Annotated in this window: 14 protein-coding genes and 1 tRNA gene; 1 reads left to right on the top strand and 14 read right to left on the bottom strand. The window is 69.5% G+C overall.

The features are described 5' to 3' along the window. Positions 1-432: 432 nt before the first annotated feature. Positions 433-1,656 (top strand): acetyl-CoA C-acetyltransferase, encoded by a 1,224-nt coding sequence (locus AC1RS9_RS13655; protein ID WP_492921865.1) that lies wholly within the window; start codon positions 433-435, stop codon positions 1,654-1,656. Positions 1,657-1,911: 255 nt separating this feature from the next. Here AC1RS9_RS13655 and AC1RS9_RS13660 read toward each other — a convergent pair whose 3' ends face one another. The 14 genes from AC1RS9_RS13660 to AC1RS9_RS13725 all read right to left on the bottom strand — a co-directional run bounded on the left by AC1RS9_RS13660 (position 1,912) and on the right by AC1RS9_RS13725 (position 16,500). Further along, positions 1,912-2,223, bottom strand: a complete 312-nt coding sequence (locus AC1RS9_RS13660; protein ID WP_337905401.1) for a VOC family protein — start codon at positions 2,221-2,223, stop codon at positions 1,912-1,914. Positions 2,224-2,348: 125 nt separating this feature from the next. Then, a complete protein-coding gene (locus AC1RS9_RS13665; protein ID WP_492921867.1) occupies positions 2,349-2,750 on the bottom strand; it encodes a hypothetical protein in 402 nt (133 codons plus the stop codon). Between the two features lie 2 nt (positions 2,751-2,752). Then, positions 2,753-3,598, bottom strand: coding sequence for a Bax inhibitor-1/YccA family protein (locus AC1RS9_RS13670; protein WP_492921869.1), 846 nt, complete (start codon positions 3,596-3,598; stop codon positions 2,753-2,755). Between the two features lie 25 nt (positions 3,599-3,623). Beyond that, positions 3,624-3,699: transfer RNA gene (locus tag AC1RS9_RS13675), tRNA-Leu, on the bottom strand. 118 nt (positions 3,700-3,817) lie between these two features. Next, positions 3,818-4,765 (bottom strand): Ppx/GppA phosphatase family protein, encoded by a 948-nt coding sequence (locus tag AC1RS9_RS13680; RefSeq protein WP_286697055.1) that lies wholly within the window; start codon positions 4,763-4,765, stop codon positions 3,818-3,820. Next, positions 4,758-5,285, bottom strand: a complete 528-nt coding sequence (locus tag AC1RS9_RS13685; protein WP_038571459.1) for a DUF501 domain-containing protein — start codon at positions 5,283-5,285, stop codon at positions 4,758-4,760. Before AC1RS9_RS13685 ends, AC1RS9_RS13680 begins: the two co-directional genes overlap by 8 nt. An 11-nt stretch (positions 5,286-5,296) precedes the next feature. Further along, positions 5,297-5,875: an FtsB family cell division protein gene (locus tag AC1RS9_RS13690; RefSeq protein WP_492921871.1), complete on the bottom strand. Its 579-nt coding sequence runs from the start codon at positions 5,873-5,875 to the stop codon at positions 5,297-5,299. Between the two features lie 8 nt (positions 5,876-5,883). Further along, a complete protein-coding gene (eno, locus tag AC1RS9_RS13695) occupies positions 5,884-7,167 on the bottom strand; it encodes a phosphopyruvate hydratase (RefSeq protein WP_131941515.1) in 1,284 nt (427 codons plus the stop codon). Between the two features lie 126 nt (positions 7,168-7,293). Beyond that, on the bottom strand, positions 7,294-8,346 hold the full coding sequence (locus AC1RS9_RS13700; RefSeq protein WP_062258408.1) for a nucleoside triphosphate pyrophosphohydrolase: 1,053 nt from the start codon (positions 8,344-8,346) through the stop codon (positions 7,294-7,296). Continuing rightward, entirely contained in the window at positions 8,343-11,972 is a 3,630-nt protein-coding gene (gene mfd, locus AC1RS9_RS13705) for a transcription-repair coupling factor (RefSeq protein WP_131941518.1), read from the bottom strand. The genes AC1RS9_RS13700 and mfd overlap by 4 nt, the downstream gene beginning before the upstream one ends. Positions 11,973-12,157: 185 nt before the next feature. Then, positions 12,158-13,726, bottom strand: coding sequence for a hypothetical protein (locus tag AC1RS9_RS13710; RefSeq protein ID WP_492921874.1), 1,569 nt, complete (start codon positions 13,724-13,726; stop codon positions 12,158-12,160). Beyond that, positions 13,716-14,348 (bottom strand): aminoacyl-tRNA hydrolase, encoded by a 633-nt coding sequence (gene pth, locus AC1RS9_RS13715; RefSeq protein WP_074046496.1) that lies wholly within the window; start codon positions 14,346-14,348, stop codon positions 13,716-13,718. The genes AC1RS9_RS13710 and pth overlap by 11 nt, the downstream gene beginning before the upstream one ends. Positions 14,349-14,523: 175 nt before the next feature. Then, entirely contained in the window at positions 14,524-15,210 is a 687-nt protein-coding gene (locus AC1RS9_RS13720; protein WP_062258423.1) for a 50S ribosomal protein L25/general stress protein Ctc, read from the bottom strand. A gap of 318 nt (positions 15,211-15,528) precedes the next feature. Then, positions 15,529-16,500 carry a ribose-phosphate diphosphokinase gene (locus AC1RS9_RS13725; RefSeq protein WP_062258414.1) on the bottom strand — a complete coding sequence of 324 codons (972 nt, stop codon included), beginning with the start codon at positions 16,498-16,500 and terminating at the stop codon, positions 15,529-15,531. Positions 16,501-16,503 lie beyond the last annotated feature (3 nt).

Consider the following 16,503-nt stretch of genomic DNA (forward strand, 5'->3'; position numbering starts at 1 on the left):
TGCCACTAAAATGCTTGGCGATGATCACATCGGCACGCTGTTGAGTTCTCAAAACACCATCGCACACCACACGAAGCGGCGAACTTTCGCTCGCCACCCGCTTGGGGCAACTTCTTAACCGTAATCCATCCGGCTCTTGGGCGTCAATTCCGGCTCTCACCGTCATCTCGCGCACTTGGCTCCAGATGAAGCATCAGCCGGGCCGCACCGTCGTGTACCTGCCGGACCTTCGATCATGGATCGAAGCGGGGTTTTCGCTTCCGGTGCCCGCCCTGTCGGGCTGACTTCGTAAACATTAGCCCAGGTTCTTCGGAGCGTGCAAATCGGGCCGGCCGAGCCGCTTGGGCCGTTCCCCTCCGCGGCGGGGGCGTGGCACCTAGACTCGCATCGGAAACCGTGGGCGACCGCGCCCAAAGCCGGAAGGAACACCCCATGCCTGAAGCCGTCATCGTCTCCGCAGCACGCACGCCCATCGGGCGCGCGTTCAAGGGTTCACTCAAGGATGTCCGTCCCGACGACCTCGCCGCCCAGGTCGTCGACGCTGCCCTCGCCAAGGTGCCCGACCTCGACCGCTCGCTCGTCGAGGATCTGTACTTGGGGTGCGCCGAGCCCTCCGGGCGCCACGGCAACAACATGGCTCGCGTCGTCTCGGTCCTGCTCGGGATGGACACCGTGCCGGGCGCCACCGTCAACCGCTTCTGCGCCAGCTCCGTGCAGACGACGCGCATGGCCGCTCACGCCATCAAGGCCGGCGAGGGCGACATCTTCATCTCCGCCGGCGTCGAGTGCGTCTCCCAATACACGAACTTTGCCGGTGCGGGTGCTTCGGACGACGCTGACCTCAACCCCCGCTTCGCCGACGCCATGGCCCGAACCCTCGAGACGGCCAAGACGAACGCACGCTGGAGCGACCCCCGTGAGTCGGGCGAGCTTCCCGACGTCTACATCGCGATGGGCCAGACGGCCGAGAACGTCGCCACCTACCGCGGCGTCTCCCGTCAGGAGCAGGACGAGTGGGCCGTCCGCTCGCAGAACTTCGCGGAGAAGGCCATCGCCGACGGGTTCTTCGCCCGCGAGATCGCCCCCGTCACGCTCGCGGACGGCACTGTCGTCTCCACCGATGACGGCCCCCGCGCCGGCGTCACGTACGACTCGGTCGCCGGACTCAAGCCCGTCTTCCGCGAGGAGGGCACCGTCACCGCCGGTAACTGCTGCCCGCTCAACGACGGCGCCGCGGCGCTCGTCGTCATGAGCGACGTCAAGGCCCAGCAGCTCGGCCTCAAGCCGCTCGCCCGCGTCGTCTCCACCGGCGTCAGCGGCCTCTCCCCCGAGATCATGGGCATGGGCCCCGTCGAGGCCAGCAAGCAGGCCCTCGCCCGCGCCGGAATGAGCATCGGCGACATCGACCTGTACGAGATCAACGAGGCCTTCGCCGCGCAGGTGCTGCCGAGCGCCCACGACCTCGGCATGGACCTCGACAAGCTGAACGTTCACGGCGGCGCCATCGCTCTCGGCCACCCCTTCGGCTCGACCGGCGCGCGCATCACGACGACGCTGCTCAACGGACTCCAGTCCATCGACGGCCAGTTCGGCCTCGAGACGATGTGCGTCGGCGGCGGCCAGGGCATGGCCATCATCTACGAACGCCTCAACTGATCGACCCCGCTGCTCGGCGCGGCCGAGCGGCGCTGGCGATCAAGACACCGCATGACACGAACGGCGGGCCCTTTGGGGCCCGCCGTTCGTGTCATGCCGTGGCACTCGTCCCGTGGTGACGCTCGGCCGAGGCATCGCATGCGGGTGGTCGTCATGCGCACGTTCCCATGGGATGCGCGTGTGCAGGCTGTACCGCGGGGTGGATGAACGCCGCGATCGATCTCGTAGGGTGTGCCGGCCATGCCCAGCCCGGGTTCAGGCCTGCGCACGGTCCTGCGACGTCGCGACGTTGACCATCCAGTTCGCGCCGAAGCTGTCGGTCAGCATTCCGAACTCGTCCCCCCACATCTGGACGGCGAGCGACAGCGTCACGTCGGCGCCTTCAGAGAGCGCCGCGAACCATCCGCGCAGGTCGTCGGCGTCGTCGCCGGAGAGCGAGATCGTGATGCTGCCACCGGGCGTGTGCTCCATCTGCTCCGGCGTGTCCGAAGCCATGAGCGTGAAACCGGACGGCGTCTTCAGCATGCCGTGCAAGACCTTGTCCGCCCCGGCGCCCTCCACTCCCATGTCACCGAACGTCGAGATCGTCAGTTCGCGCCGAAGACCCGGGCGTAGAACTCGAGTGCGTCCTTCGCGGTGTCGCGGAACTGGATGTAGGGGTTCATGCGCGAGGTCATTCGGAGCTCCTGAGATCAACGCGGCGGGGCGCCACGCCCGTGCGACGCCCTGCGATGGCCCCCGGGGCAGCACCCACGGCCGTCGAGTTCGCGTCTCAGCCGACGGAGCTCATCTGCCAGTGCCAGGCGCTGCCCGTCGGATGCGCCGGACGAGCCGTCAGCCATTGTCGCGGGGTTCACCACGTCGTGGACGAGCGTCGCGATGACCGCGGCAGCCCACGCGCCGTCGAACTGCGCCGTGCGCGCCGCCAGCCGTTCCGACTCCTCGTCCTCCCCCGCAACCATGCGGACGAACCGTGCGAGCGCGCAGGCTGCATGGTCGGTCGGCGCGCCCGGAGGCAGCGCCCGCAACGTGCGGACGACCCGCCCGAGTTCATCCTCGAGCGGGTCGCCGGCGCCAGGAAGAATCGCCGTCATCGTCAGTCTCGGAGGCGGGCGATGAGACGCAGCATCTCGACGTAGAGCCACACCACGCTCAGCATCAGGCCGTACGCCATGAGCCACGACGTCTGGCGCGGAACGCCTGCGTTGACGCCCTGCTGGATCGAGTCGAAGTCAATCGCGAGCGAGTACGAGGCGAGTGCCACCGCCAACAGCGAGATGCCGATGCCGAGGGCGCCACTGCCGCCGATGCCGAAGCCGCTCTGCAGCCCCGTCAGGACGAGAACGAAATTGACGAGCGCGAACAGCAGGTACCCGATGAGCATGCCCGCGAAGATGCGACGGGAGCGCGCCGTCACGCGGATGACGCCGGTCTTGTACCCCAGCAACATCCCGCCGAAGACACACAGCGTCGCGAGGATCGCCTGCCCGACCACCCCGGGGTAGGCCGAGTCGAAGAACGCGCTGGCGGCACCGAGGAACAACCCCTCGAACACCGTGTAGGCGAGGATCAGCGGAACCGAGATCGTCTTGCGGAACGCGATGACGAGCGACAGCACGAAAGCGACGATGCCACCGCCGGCCCACAGGCCGAGGGCTGTCGAACTCGTCTGCGAGTCGATCGCCCGATCTGCGAAGACGAACGTGCCCGCCGCCACGACGAGCAGCAGCCCGAAGAGGTTGAGTGACTTCGTCACAACGTCGTCGAGCGTCATCCGCTCCGGCTGCACCTGTGGCGCACCGAACGTCGGGTTGTACATGGGCCCGGACGCCGGCTGCTGCGGGAAGCCGTACCCCTGCTGCTGCCCACCCGCCTGAAAGCCTGCGGCCTGACCTGAACGCATGTCACGCTCGAACTTGCTGAACACCGGATTACCGGCCATGGGGCCCCTCCTCAAGGACGTGACGTGGTGCCCTCGACGGGATTCGAACCCGCACTGAAGCGATTTTAAGTCGCCTGCCTCTGCCGTTGGGCTACGAGGGCACCTCATCCTAACGACAGGGTCATGACGCCCTTGCGGACGACATGACCTCGTTCACCATGACAACGCCCCGGCAGAACACGGTGTTCCCCGGGGCGCCTTCGTGCCATGCGCTCTGCCTCAAAGCATGCTCATCGCGATGCCGTCGAGAATGTCCGACTCGCTCGTCACGCACGTGGTGACGCCCGCGCGCTCGCGCACGCGTTCGACGATCGTGCGCCAGATCAGCGCGCCCGCGCCGATGACGTCGACACGACCCGGATGCATGAAGCCCATCGCGCCGCGCTCGGCGCACGTCGCACCCAGGACGGCGTCGCACGAGCCGATCACCTGCTCGCTCGTGAGGCACGCACCGTGGATGCGCGACGAGTCGTACGCAGACAGCCCCAGCGCGTGCGCCGTCACCGTCGTGATCGAACCGGCGAGGCCGACGAGCGTCGCGACCTGTGACAGGTCGACGGCGGCCTCCGCCTGGTCGAGGGCGGCATCGATATCGACGAGGGCAGCGTCGATCTCGGCCTGCGTCGGCGGATCGCTGCGCAGGTGACGCTCACTCAGGCGCACGGAGCCGATGTCGAGGGAGATCGACTGCTCGACATCCTGCGAGCCGCGCACCAGCTCCGTCGACCCGCCGCCGAGATCGACGACGAGATACGGCGCGCGCGCCTCGGCACCGAGGCCTGCCGTCGCGCCGGCAAAACTGAGCGCCGCCTCCTCCAGCCCGGAAACGACCTCGGGGACGACGTCGTCCCCGAACGCGGCGAACGCGCGTCGCACGCCGTCGGTGAATTCATCCGCGTTGGCGGCGTCGCGGGAGGCCGACGTCGCGACGAAGCGGACGGTGTCGACGTCGTACTCCCGACACAGCTGGGCGTACTCGCGCGTGACGAGCAGGGTGCGCTGCATCGCGGCGTCGGCGATGCGGCCCGAGACGTCGATGCCCTGGCCGAGGCGCACGATCTCGCTGCGCCGCGCCAGGTAGGTGAGCCCCGACCCGCCGTCGGCCGCCACGAGCAACCTGATCGAGTTGGTCCCGCAGTCGATCGCCGCGACCCGACGCTCACTCATGGTCATCGTCTCCCTGGTCTCCCGCACCGCAACAGCCGTTCTTCCACCACGCATCGCCGAGCAACGCCAGCGCTTCGTCACCGAGCGGGTTGATGCCGGGGCCCACCGACAGCGAGTGCGCGACCAGCACGTGCAGGCACTTGACGCGCGTCGGCATGCCGCCGGCGGAGATGCCGTCGATCTCCGGCACGTCGCCGAGCTCGCCGCGGCGCCTCAGATAATCCTCGTGGGCGGCGCGGTAGGCGGCCGCAAGGTCGGCGTCGGCTTCGAGACGCTCGCTCATCTCCTTCATGACACCCTGCGACTCGAGCGTCGAGATGGCACCCGTCAGGCGGGGGCACGTCGCGTAGAACGACGTCGGGAACGGAGTGCCGTCCGGCAGGCGCGGCAGCGTGCGCACCACCGTCGGACACCCGCACGCACAACGCGCCGACACCTCGACCGCACCGCGCGGCACCCGTCCGAGCTGCTTCTCGATCGCCGCAACGTCCTGCGGGCTGACGCCCGAGTGTTCGTTCATGTCCGTCGTGCTCACTTCTCGCCCTCCGCCGGGGTCGAGATCGAACCCCAGATCTGCCCGTACCACGGGTGCGATGACAGACCCGTGGCATCTGTCACGCCGTTGCGCGGCGTCGTCGCGTGCGTCGCGCCGGCATCGTCCACGTACACCGTGATCGACTTGCCCGGCATCGCGTACCCGAGCCGCTCCTGCGCCTGCTGCTTCACGTACGCCGGGTCGTCCCAGCGTTTGCGCTCGGCGGTCAGCGCGTCGACGCGCTGCTGACCGGCGACCTTCTCCCGCTTCAACTCCGCGATCTCGCTGCGCTGCTGCAGATAGCTGCGCAGCGTGGGCGTGAGGACGACGAGCATGACGGCGAGCAGAGCGCTCATCGTGATGAAACGGCGAACCGTGCCCGGGTCGGCTCGACGACGCGCCACCGGCGCCTCGTCGAGCTGCTGACGCAGCGTCGGACGTGTCGAGCCACGCGGACTCGAGCCGCGTGGGCGGGAAAGATCGCGGCCGGCGGGACGCGAGCCGGTGCGGGCGCGCGAACCTCCCGCCCCGGTGTCATCACCGGAGCGGGAGGTACGGAAACTGCGATTCGCCAAGACGCCGCTCAGTTGTTCGAGAAGCGCGGGAAGGCCTTACGACCGGCGTAGACCGCCGCGTCGTCGAGGTCCTCCTCGATGCGCAGCAGCTGGTTGTACTTCGCCACGCGCTCCGAGCGCGCCGGGGCACCCGTCTTGATCTGGCCGCAGTTCGTCGCCACGGCGAGGTCGGCGATCGTCGTGTCCTCCGTCTCACCGGAACGGTGCGACATCATGCAGCGGTAACCGTTCGTCTGGGCGAGGGTGACGGCGTCGAGCGTCTCCGTCAGCGAACCGATCTGGTTGACCTTGACGAGCAGCGCGTTGCCGGCCGCGTTGTCGATGCCCTTCTGCAGACGCTCGGGGTTGGTGACGAACAGGTCGTCACCGACGAGCTGCACGGCGTCACCGAGCTCGTCGGTGATGTGCGCCCAGCCGTCCCAGTCGTCCTCGTTGAGCGGGTCCTCGATGGAGACGAGCGGGTACGCCTCGACGAGTTCGGCGTAGTAGTTCGTCATCCACTCCGCGTCGCGCTTCTGGCCCTCGAACGTGTACGTGCCGCCGTCGTAGAACTCGGACGCCGCGACGTCGAGCGCCAGCGCGATCTGCTCACCCGGCTTGTACCCGGCCTTCTCGACGGCCTCGAGGATGAGGTCGAGCGCCGCACGGTTCGACTCGAGGTTCGGGGCGAAGCCACCCTCGTCGCCGAGGCCCGTCGCGAGACCCTTGTCCTTGAGGACGGCCTTGAGCGCGTGGTAGACCTCCGTGCCCATGCGCAGGGCCTCCTTGAAGCTCTCCGCACCGATCGGCGCGATCATGAACTCCTGGATGTCGACGTTCGTGTCCGCGTGCGAACCACCGTTGAGGATGTTCATCATCGGCACCGGCAGCACGTGCGCGTTGGGGCCACCAACGTAGCGGTACAACGGCAGACCCGCAGACTTCGCGGCCGCCTTGGCCACGGCCAGCGACACGCCGAGGATGGCGTTCGCGCCGAGCTTGCCCTTGTTGTCCGTGCCGTCGAGCTCGATCATCTCGGCGTCGATGAGGCGCTGCTCATCCGCGTCGAAACCGACGAGGTGCGGCGCGATCTGCTCGATGACGGCGTCGACGGCGTCCTCGACACCCTTGCCGCCGTAGCGCTTCTTGTCGCCGTCACGACGCTCGACCGCCTCGAAGGCGCCCGTCGAGGCACCCGACGGGACAGCCGCGCTCTCGTTGGTGCCGTCGTCGAGGAGCACGACGGCCTCGACCGTGGGGTTGCCGCGCGAGTCAAGGATCTCGCGAGCGCCGATGCCTTCAATGGTTGCCACAGAACTCTCCGATACACGTGGTTGATTCGGGCAGCGGGTCTGATCACCCGCGTCAGTGTCGAGCCTAACGAACCGCTGGGGTACTGCCGGGTAGGAACGTGGGGTCTGTCGAGAACGGGACGCGCGTCACCCGCCGCCTCGCGGCAGGTCGGCGTCCGGCGGGGCGGGGTGGGGCTCGGCGTGCTCAGCGTGGTCGATGCCCCCGAGGTGATCACCGAGGGGCGCGGCGTGCAGGCGCGACAGCGTGGCGGAGAGCGCGACGCTCGGGTCGACTCCGAGGCCACGGGCCTGCACGACGAGGTCGAGCAGCGCCGCCCCGATGGAATCCTCGGCGGCGAGGGCCTCGACGCGTTCGGCCTGCCCCGCCTTCGTCAACCGCCCGACGACCTTGACGGCCCGCTCGAGCGGCGGCAGCCCGGCCGGGATGCCTGCCAGCGGATCGTTCGCGTCACGCTCCGGCTTCTCGGCCGCCTTGATCCTCGCCCATTCGGCCTCGACCTCCTCGGGGTTCGAGGCGGCACCGTCGGCGAAGACGTGCGGGTGACGCCTGACCAGCTTCTCGACGAGCGTCGCCGCGACGTCGTCGACGTCGAAGCCGTCCTCCTCGCGCTCCGCGGCCACGCGGGCGTGGAAGAGCACCTGGAGCAGCACGTCGCCGAGCTCCTCCCGCAGGTGCTCGCCGCTCGCCTCGGCGATGGCCTCGGTGACCTCGAACGCCTCCTCGACGAGGTACGGAGCGAGGCTCGCGTGCGTCTGCTGGGCATCCCACGGGCAGCCGCCGGGCGAGCGCAACGTGTCCATGACGGCGACGGCGTCGAGCAGGCGCGAACCGGGGGCGTCCCACGACCCGACGACGACCTCGACGGGCGGCGGGTCGTCGAGACGCGTCAGCTCGCCGGCGAGCGCGTCGGTGAGACCGGGATCGGCGTCCGCCGAACCTAGCCAGACGACGTGACGCCCGGCGACCCCCGCCGCGACGAGGGCATGTGCCGTGGCGGCCGGGGGCTCGTCACGGATCTCGACGTCGAAGCCCTCGTCGCGCGTGACCTCGACGAGCGGTTCGTCACCCGCGCGGCCCAGGACGGCGTCAGCGCTTTCGAGCCGCCGCCAGGCGTCGCGCGTCATCAGCCCGGCGGGCACCCGCGGGCTGACGACGAGCAGGGCGATGCTGCCGCTCATCGTCGCGCTCCGCCCGCGCGCGCCATCTCCTGCGCCGCCGCGGCGGCGGCGATGTCGTCGAGCAGCACGGCCTGGACGAGCTGCGCCGCCCACTGCAGGATCGCCTGGTCGCGAAGCGGCTTGCCGGCGACGGGCTTCGTCATCGGCATGGGCACCAGCAACCGCTCCTGGTTGGTCTTGACGAGCGTGCCCGGGAAGAGGCGCTCGAGGCGCATCTGCTGCGACTCGCGCAACTCGGTGACCGGGCCGAAACGGACGTACTTGCCCTGCACCCCGATGTCGCTGATGCCCGCTTGCCGCGCGATGGTACGCAGCCGGGCCACGTCGAACAGGTTGAGCACAGGTGCGGGCGGCTCGCCGTAGCGGTCCTTCAGCTCGGCGATGATCTCGTCGAGGGCCGCCTCGTTCTCCACGCTCGCGAGCTTCTTGTACGCCTCGAGGCGCAGCCGCTCCCCCGGCACGTACTCGTGCGGCAGGTGGGCGTCGACGGGCAGCTCGATCTTGATCTCGACCGGCATCGACGAGGTGTCGTCGCCGCGGTAGTCGGCGACGGCCTCACCGACCATGCGGACGTACAGGTCGAACCCAACCCCCGCGATGTGGCCGGACTGCTCGCCGCCGAGCAGGTTGCCGGCACCGCGGATCTCCAGATCCTTCATCGCGATCTGCATGCCTGCGCCGAGGTCGGTGTTGCTCGCGATCGTCTGCAACCGGTCGTGCGCCGTCTCGGTCAGCGGCTTCTCGGCCGGGAACATGAAGTAGGCGTACGCGCGCTCGCGACCGCGCCCCACGCGTCCGCGCAGCTGGTGCAGCTGGCTGAGGCCGAGCTGGTCGGCGCGCTCGACGATGAGGGTGTTGGCGTTGGCGATGTCGAGACCCGTCTCGACGATCGTCGTCGAGACGAGCACGTCGAACTTGCGCTCCCAGAAGTCGACGACCACCTCCTCCAGGCGCGCCTCCCCCATCTTGCCGTGCGCCGTCGCGACCCGCGCCTCGGGCACGAGTTCGCGGATTCGCGCAGCCTGCTTCTCGATGCTGCCGACCTTGTTGTGGACGTAGAACACCTGACCTTCACGCATCAGCTCGCGTCGGATGGCCGCCGTCAGCTGCTTCTCGTCGTACGCCCCGACGAACGTCAGGACGGGGTGACGCTCCTCCGGCGGCGTCGCGAGCGTCGACATCTCGCGGATACCGGTGACAGCCATCTCGAGCGTGCGCGGGATCGGCGTCGCCGACATCGCAAGCACGTCGACGGCCGTGCGCATCTGCTTGAGCTGCTCCTTGTGCTCGACGCCGAAGCGCTGCTCCTCGTCGACGATGACGAGCCCGAGATCCTTGAACTCGATCTCCTTGCTCAGCAACCGGTGCGTTCCGATGACGAGGTCGATCGAGCCGTCCTTGAGCCCCGCGAGAACCTCGCGCGCCTCCTTGTCGCTCTGAAAACGCGACAGCGACGCGAGCTTGACGGGGAAGCCCGCGTAACGCTCGGCGAACGTCTGATAGTGCTGCTTGACGAGCAGCGTCGTCGGCACGAGGACCGCGACCTGCTTGGAATCCTGCACCGCCTTGAACGCCGCGCGCACCGCGATCTCGGTCTTGCCGTAGCCCACGTCACCACAGACGAGACGGTCCATGGGCACCGTCTTCTCCATGTCGGCCTTGACCTCTTCGATGCTCGAGAGCTGATCGGGCGTCTCGACGTACGCGAAGGCGTCCTCCAACTCGCGCTGCCACGGCGTGTCGGGCGCGAACGCGTGACCCGGCGTCGCCTGTCGAGCCGAGTACAGGCGGATGAGCTCGCCGGCGATCTGCTTGACGTGACGGCGGGCTTTCGACTTGGTCGCCGCCCAGTCCGAGCCGCCCATCTTCGACAGCGTCGGCATCTCGCCGCCGACGTAGCGCGTCACCTGGTCGAGCTGGTCGGTGGGCACGAACAGCCGGTCGCCGGGCTGACCGCGCTTGCTCGCCGCGTACTCGAGGACGAGATATTCGCGCGTCGCGCCGCCGACGGTACGCTGCATCATCTCGACGAACCGGCCGACACCGTGCTGTTCGTGGACGACGTGATCGCCCGGCTTGAGCTGCAGCGGGTCGACGACGTTGCGGCGGCGCGACGGCATGCGTCGCATGTCCTTCGTGCTCGCCGTTCCCGCCGAGCCGGTGAGGTCGGCCTCGGTGAGGACGACGAGCCCCGCAGCGGGCATCTCGAAGCCGCGGCCGAGCGAACCCGTCGCGACCTCGACACCGGGGGCGACCTGCGTCATCGGGCGTGCGGCGAGGTCGTGCTCGGCGAACACCTGGGTGACGCGCTTGGCGAAGCCCGGGCCGTCCGTCACGACGGCGACGCTGCGCCCGGCCGCGACGTGAGCCGCGACCTCGGCGGACGCGCGCTCGGTGTCGCCGCGGTAGTTCGGCACGTCCTGCGACTCGATCGTGACGCGGGTACCCGGCAGGTCGTCCTCGAGGAACTCGTGCAACTCGTCGTCGGCCGCGAACGAGCTGAACGACCACCAGGGGTGAGCGGTCGCGAGCGCATGCTCACGCAGTTCGAGAAGGCTGCGGTACGACGCGCCGTCGAGCACGCCTCGTAGGTCGACGGGGACGGCGTTGCCGGCGGCCGCATTGGTCCAGCTCGCCTCGAGGAACTCCTGCGACGTCGAGACGAGGTCGTGCGCGCGGGTGCGGACGCGCTCGGGGTCGACGAGAACGACGCGCGCAGCATCCGGCAGCACGTCGATGAGCGTCTCCATGCCGGCCGGCAGCAGCGCCGGCATGAGCGACTCCATGCCCTCGACGGCGATGCCCTCGCTGACCTTCGTCAACATGTCGGCGACGCCCAGCAGGCTCGGCGCGAGCTCAGCCGCGCGCTCACGGACCTCGGGGGTGAGCAGCAGTTCGCGGCACGGCGGGGCCCACAGCCCGTGCGGGTTGACCTCGAGCGAACGCTGGTCGGCCACCTTGAACCAGCGGATCTCCTCGACGGTGTCGCCCCAGAACTCCAGGCGCACCGGGTGATCCTCGGTGGGCGGGAACACGTCGAGGATGCCACCGCGCACGGCGAACTCGCCGCGGCGCTCGACCATGTCGACGCGCGTGTAGGCCGCGGCGACGAGGGCTTCCACGATGTCCTCGAGCGGGCGCTCGTCACCGGCGGCGAGGCTCACGGGTTCGAGGTCGCCGAGGCCCTTCGCCATGGGCTGCATGAGGGCGCGCACCGACGCGACGACGACGCGGACGGGCCCGTACGTCCCGCCCGCTTCCGGGTGCCTGAGGCGGCGCAGCACGGCGAGACGCCGCCCGACCGTGTCGGAACGCGGCGACATGCGCTCGTGCGGCAGCGTCTCCCACGACGGAAACTCGGCGACGTCGTCGTAGTCGACGAAGTTGCGCAGGGCCGTCGCCATGTCGTCGGCCTCGCGCCCCGTCGCGGTGACGACGAGCATCGGCCCCGCCACGTCGCCGCCAGTCTGCAGCAGAGCCGCCACGAGAGGAGCGCGCAGACCGGCCGCGGCCGCGATGTCGACGAGCGACTCGTCCGCGGCCAGCGCGAGCAGCCGCTTGACGGATTCGTCGGCGCACACGCGCGTCAGCAGGGGCGCGAGCGGCAGGTGGGCGGCCTCGGGCATGCGGGCTCCTTCGTCGAATCGGTGACGACGCACGCAGGCGCCGTGCGCGCCCGGAAGGGGCGACGGCTTCGTCGGCGGGCGACGCGTGAAGTCTAGAACGGGGCGGCGACAACCCCGGAATTCCAGGCATTCACCCCCTCATCACCCTGCGGGGCACGAACGATGGAGGGATACGCCGGGGGCAGTCACGGCCGTCCGAACAATTCCACCTCACGCGCCGTCGACGAGCCGTCGAGACGCACGCGCGTCCACCCGTCGGGCGTCGGTTCGAGGACGACGCGCGGCGCGTCATCCCGCCCGGCTCGCTGGTCGCTGGGGCCGCGCTCCTCGATGACCCGGGCATGCAGGAACGACGACCAGCGCGTTCGCACGATGACGTCGCGTGAGGGTGCGACCCGCAGGATGAGGTGGGAGGAGGTCTTGTCCGTGATCGTGGCGCCGTCGGTGACGAGCGGCTTGGCGTCCGGCACCTCTAACACGCGCCACTGGTCGTTCGACCACACCTCGTGCCAGCCCGGGGGCGTCGCGGCGACGGTGCGCCACTGCCCCGTCTTCTTCACCGGATGGCGGTTGAGAGCGACGTAGCGCACCGCCGAATCCTGCAGCCACCCGGTGAGTTCCGCGTCGGAGATGTGCGCCTCGCGGTCGACGAACGCGTCGGAGAGGCTGCGGTCGGCCTGCGTCTCGTACCCGCGCGCCAACCAGAAATCCTCTGCCATGACGAACGCCGAGGTGTGCGTGCCGTCGGCGACGACCTCGATGCGGCTGTTCTCGATGCCGGGCAACGCCTGGAGCGCGTCCGACAGGGGCCGGTAAACCGTCACCGACGACGCCGATGCGCGGGCGTCCGCGAGATCGTGGGCGGTGAAGTACCCCGACCAGACCAGGGCCGGCAGCACGGCGCACGCGGTCATCCGGTTGCTGCGGCGGGCCGTCGCGGCGACGGCGACGGGCAGCACCGCGAAGACGAGGCGCGCGAGGTTGGAGCCGAGCGCGTTGGGGACGGCGGAGAACACGAGCACCGCGACGGCGGTGATGGCGATGGCGAGGACGACCGGTTTCGCAGGCTTGGCGAGCAGAAACAAGCCGAGAAGGACGAGCGAGGTGAGCGCTCTGCCCCAGCCATACCCCTCTGGCCCACTGCTACCCCACACGAGCGACGAGACGCCCATGAAGGCGATGCCGACCAGGATGGGAACGAGCGAGATCCGACGGACGAGCAGCCCCGCCCCGAATCCGACGAGCACGAACGCCACCGCCACGGGTGAGGCGAGGCCGCTGAGGATGACGAGCAGCGACGCCGTCCAGCGACGGTCGCGGATGGCGGCGTCAAGCGCCCCGAGGGCAATGACGGCACCGACGAGGAACGTCGTGCGACCGGCGCCGAGCGTCATCACGGCGCTCAGCGTCGCGACCCACACGGCCACGATCGGGCGCCGCACCTGCGTGACGGTGAGTGCCACAGCCCATGGGATGGCCGTGGCCGCGAGCGCGACGACGGCGTGGGCACCGAGGGCGGCCGACAGCCAGGGCACGAGGACGGAGTATCCGCCCGGCGGGTGGGCTCCGCTGTACCAGCTGAACCAGTAGCCGAGGCCCACGCCGTCCCGCGCCGCCTGAGCGCGCGCGAGCGCCGCCCACATGTCGCCCACACCGGGCGCGACGACGACGAAGAGCACGCCGGCGAGCGCGACCACCGCGGTCGCGAGCCAGGTGTGCAGCGCGAGCCGACGGCTCACGCCCTCAGCGGGCATGCACGAGGTTCTGTGCGTCGTCGAGACCGCGGTGGACGAGCAGTTCGACCGCCTCCGCGCCCGAGGGGATGAGGAAGTCGAGTTCGCGTCGCTCGGTCGCGGAGAAGTCCTTGAGTACGAAGTCGCTCACCTCCATGCGTCCGGGCGGGCGCCCGATGCCGAGGCGGACGCGCAGGTAGTCCTTCGTGCCGATGCTCTTGCTGATCGAGCGCAGCCCGTTGTGGCCGCCCTCGCCGCCACCGAACTTCAGGCGCACCGCGCCGAAGTCGATGTCGAGTTCGTCGTGGATGACGACGAGGCGCTCGGCGGGGATCTTGAAGAACTTCATGAGCGCGCTGACGGGCCCGCCCGATTCGTTCATGTACGTGCTCGGCACGGCGAGGACGACCTTCGGGCCGGGCAGCCCGCCCGGCAGCGTCCCCAACCGAATCTCTGCTGCGGCGGCGCGCGCCTTGTGCGCGCGCAGGGCGACGCCGGAGTCAGTGGCCATGCGGTCGACGACCATCGCGCCCACGTTGTGCCGGTTGCCGGCGTACCGGGGCCCGGGGTTGCCGAGCCCGACCACCAGCCAGGGTTGCGTGCGCGCCTCATCCACGAGGCCCAAGTATGCCGGATCGCGCATGGGCGCACGCTGGGCACGTCGACGAAACGCGGGCCCTCATCCGCGATCGGGCCAGCGATCGAGCCGACGACCGCGCCGCGACGGAACGCGAACGACGGGCTGCCGCTCACCAGGATCGGTGAGCGATGGCCCGTCGTCGTGGAGATCCGATGCCCGCGTGGAGGCGGGCGGCGGATCACTCGGAGTCTTCGGAGCCCGCGGCGTCGCCCTCGGCGGGAGCCTCGGCAGCGTCGTCGCCCTCGGTCTCCTGGTCGGACTCCTCGTGCTCGATGCCGGCCTCGGCCTCGGCCTCGGCGAGCTCGGCATCGAGGGCCTCGGCGGAGATCTGCTCGGTGACGTTGATGACGAGCATCTCCTCGTCGGAGACGAGCTCGACACCGGACGGCAGCGTGATGTCCTTGGCGAGGATCTGCGTGCCGGCCTCGGCGCCCTCGACGGAGACGGTGAACACCTCGGGGATGTCCGTGGCGGGCGTGAGGACCGTCAGCATGCCGTTCTCGGTCGTGACGACGGTCTCGGCAGCGGCCTCACCCTCGGCGTGGACCGGAACGTCGACCTCGACCTTCTCGCCCTTCTTGACGATGACGAGGTCGACGTGCTCGATGAAGCGACGGATGACCTCGCGCTGGACGTCGCGGGCGAGCGCGAGCTCCTCCTTGCCGTCGAAACGGATCGTGAGCAGCGCGTTCGGGTTCTTGACGGCCATCATCGTGTCGTGGCCGGGCAGTTCGAGGTGAACCGGCGTCTCGCCGTGCCCGTAGAGGACGGCGGGGATCATGTCGTTGCGGCGGATGCGGCGCGCGGCGCCCTTGCCGAACTCGGTGCGAAGCTGAGCTTCGAGAACGATCTGGTCAGCAGCCATGGTGGTGCCCTTCGGTGCGTCAGGACCGACGACGCGTGCCGCCGGAATGGTCGGTGGCCTCGTCGGGACGCGACGCGCGGACACGATGCGGGCGCGTCGACGCAGGTCGGCGCGGGCGGCCTGGGGCCGCGGGATCTCGCAGACGAGCGCCACCGCGTCGATCACGGACCCTCGGGGCTCGCTGCGCGCGCCCGTCTCGTCCCTCGCCGAGGCAACCGGAACAGTCTAGCGGGGCGGCGCGCTAACACGAAACGGCGTGAACGCGTAGCGCCGCGCACCCCGGGTGGGATGCGCGGCGCCGCGTTCGTCAGGGTGAGATCACTCCATCTCGTCGAACATGCTCGTCACGGAGCCGTCCTCGAAGACCTCGCGGATCGCCTGCGACAGCAGCGGTGCGATCGACAGCACCGTCAGCTTGTCGAACTTCTTCTCGTCCGTGATCGGCAGCGTGTCGGTGACGATGACCTCACGCGCCACCGAGTTCGCGAGCCGCTCGAGCGCCGGGTCGGAGAAGATCGCATGCGTCGAGGCGATGACGACGGACTCCGCGCCCGCGTTCATCAACGCGTCGGCGGCGTGGCAGATCGTGCCGCCGGAGTCGATCATGTCGTCGACGAGCAGGCACGTGCGGCCCTCGACGGAGCCGACGACGCGGTTCGCGACCGACTGGTTGGGGCGCGTGACGTCACGCGTCTTGTGGATGAACGCCAGCGGCGCGCCGTTGAGGCGTTTGCTCCACGCCTCGGCGACCTTGATGCGGCCCGCGTCCGGCGAGACGACGGCAAGGTTCTCGTCGCCGTACTTCTTGGCGACGTAGTCGGTGATGACGGGCAGCGCCTGCAGGTGGTCGACGGGGCCGTCGAAGAAGCCCTGGATCTGGTCGGTGTGCAGGTCGACGGCCATGAGGCGGTTCGCGCCGGCCGTCTTGAACATGTCCGCGACCAGGCGCGCCGAGATCGGCTCGCGACCGCGCGACTTCTTGTCCTGACGGGCGTAGCCGTAGAACGGCGCGACGACGGTGATGCGCTTCGCGGAGGCGCGCTTGAGCGCGTCGACCATGATGAGCTGCTCCATGATCCACTGGTTCACGGGAGCGGTGTGGCTCTGGATGACGAACGCGTCGCAGCCGCGCACGGACTCGTCGTAACGCACGTACGTCTCGGAGTTCGCGAAGTCGTACGCCTGCATCGGCACGAGCTGCGTGCCGAGGCCCTCGGCGACCGCCTTCGCGAGCTCGGTGTTGGCCCGCCCGGAGAAGACCATGAGGTTCTTCTCGGTGGTGCGCTTCATGGA

This window comes from Dermacoccus sp. MPR-E5, assembly GCF_058809565.1.

Excerpts from the sequence above, each read along its gene's own strand:
- AC1RS9_RS13660 (WP_337905401.1), bottom strand. The coding sequence starts at position 2,223 with ATGGGAGTGGAGGGCGCCGGGGCGGACAAGGTCTTGCACGGCATGCTG.
- AC1RS9_RS13720 (WP_062258423.1), bottom strand. The coding sequence starts at position 15,210 with ATGGCTGCTGACCAGATCGTTCTCGAAGCTCAGCTTCGCACCGAGTTC.
- AC1RS9_RS13680 (WP_286697055.1), bottom strand. The coding sequence starts at position 4,765 with ATGAGTGAGCGTCGGGTCGCGGCGATCGACTGCGGGACCAACTCGATC.
- AC1RS9_RS13710 (WP_492921874.1), bottom strand. The coding sequence starts at position 13,726 with ATGCCCGCTGAGGGCGTGAGCCGTCGGCTCGCGCTGCACACCTGGCTC.
- AC1RS9_RS13725 (WP_062258414.1), bottom strand. The coding sequence starts at position 16,500 with ATGAAGCGCACCACCGAGAAGAACCTCATGGTCTTCTCCGGGCGGGCC.
- mfd (WP_131941518.1), bottom strand. The coding sequence starts at position 11,972 with ATGCCCGAGGCCGCCCACCTGCCGCTCGCGCCCCTGCTGACGCGCGTG.
- AC1RS9_RS13670 (WP_492921869.1), bottom strand. The coding sequence starts at position 3,598 with ATGGCCGGTAATCCGGTGTTCAGCAAGTTCGAGCGTGACATGCGTTCA.
- AC1RS9_RS13655 (WP_492921865.1), top strand. The coding sequence starts at position 433 with ATGCCTGAAGCCGTCATCGTCTCCGCAGCACGCACGCCCATCGGGCGC.
- AC1RS9_RS13685 (WP_038571459.1), bottom strand. The coding sequence starts at position 5,285 with ATGAACGAACACTCGGGCGTCAGCCCGCAGGACGTTGCGGCGATCGAG.
- pth (WP_074046496.1), bottom strand. The coding sequence starts at position 14,348 with ATGCGCGATCCGGCATACTTGGGCCTCGTGGATGAGGCGCGCACGCAA.
- AC1RS9_RS13665 (WP_492921867.1), bottom strand. The coding sequence starts at position 2,750 with ATGACGGCGATTCTTCCTGGCGCCGGCGACCCGCTCGAGGATGAACTC.
- AC1RS9_RS13700 (WP_062258408.1), bottom strand. The coding sequence starts at position 8,346 with ATGAGCGGCAGCATCGCCCTGCTCGTCGTCAGCCCGCGGGTGCCCGCC.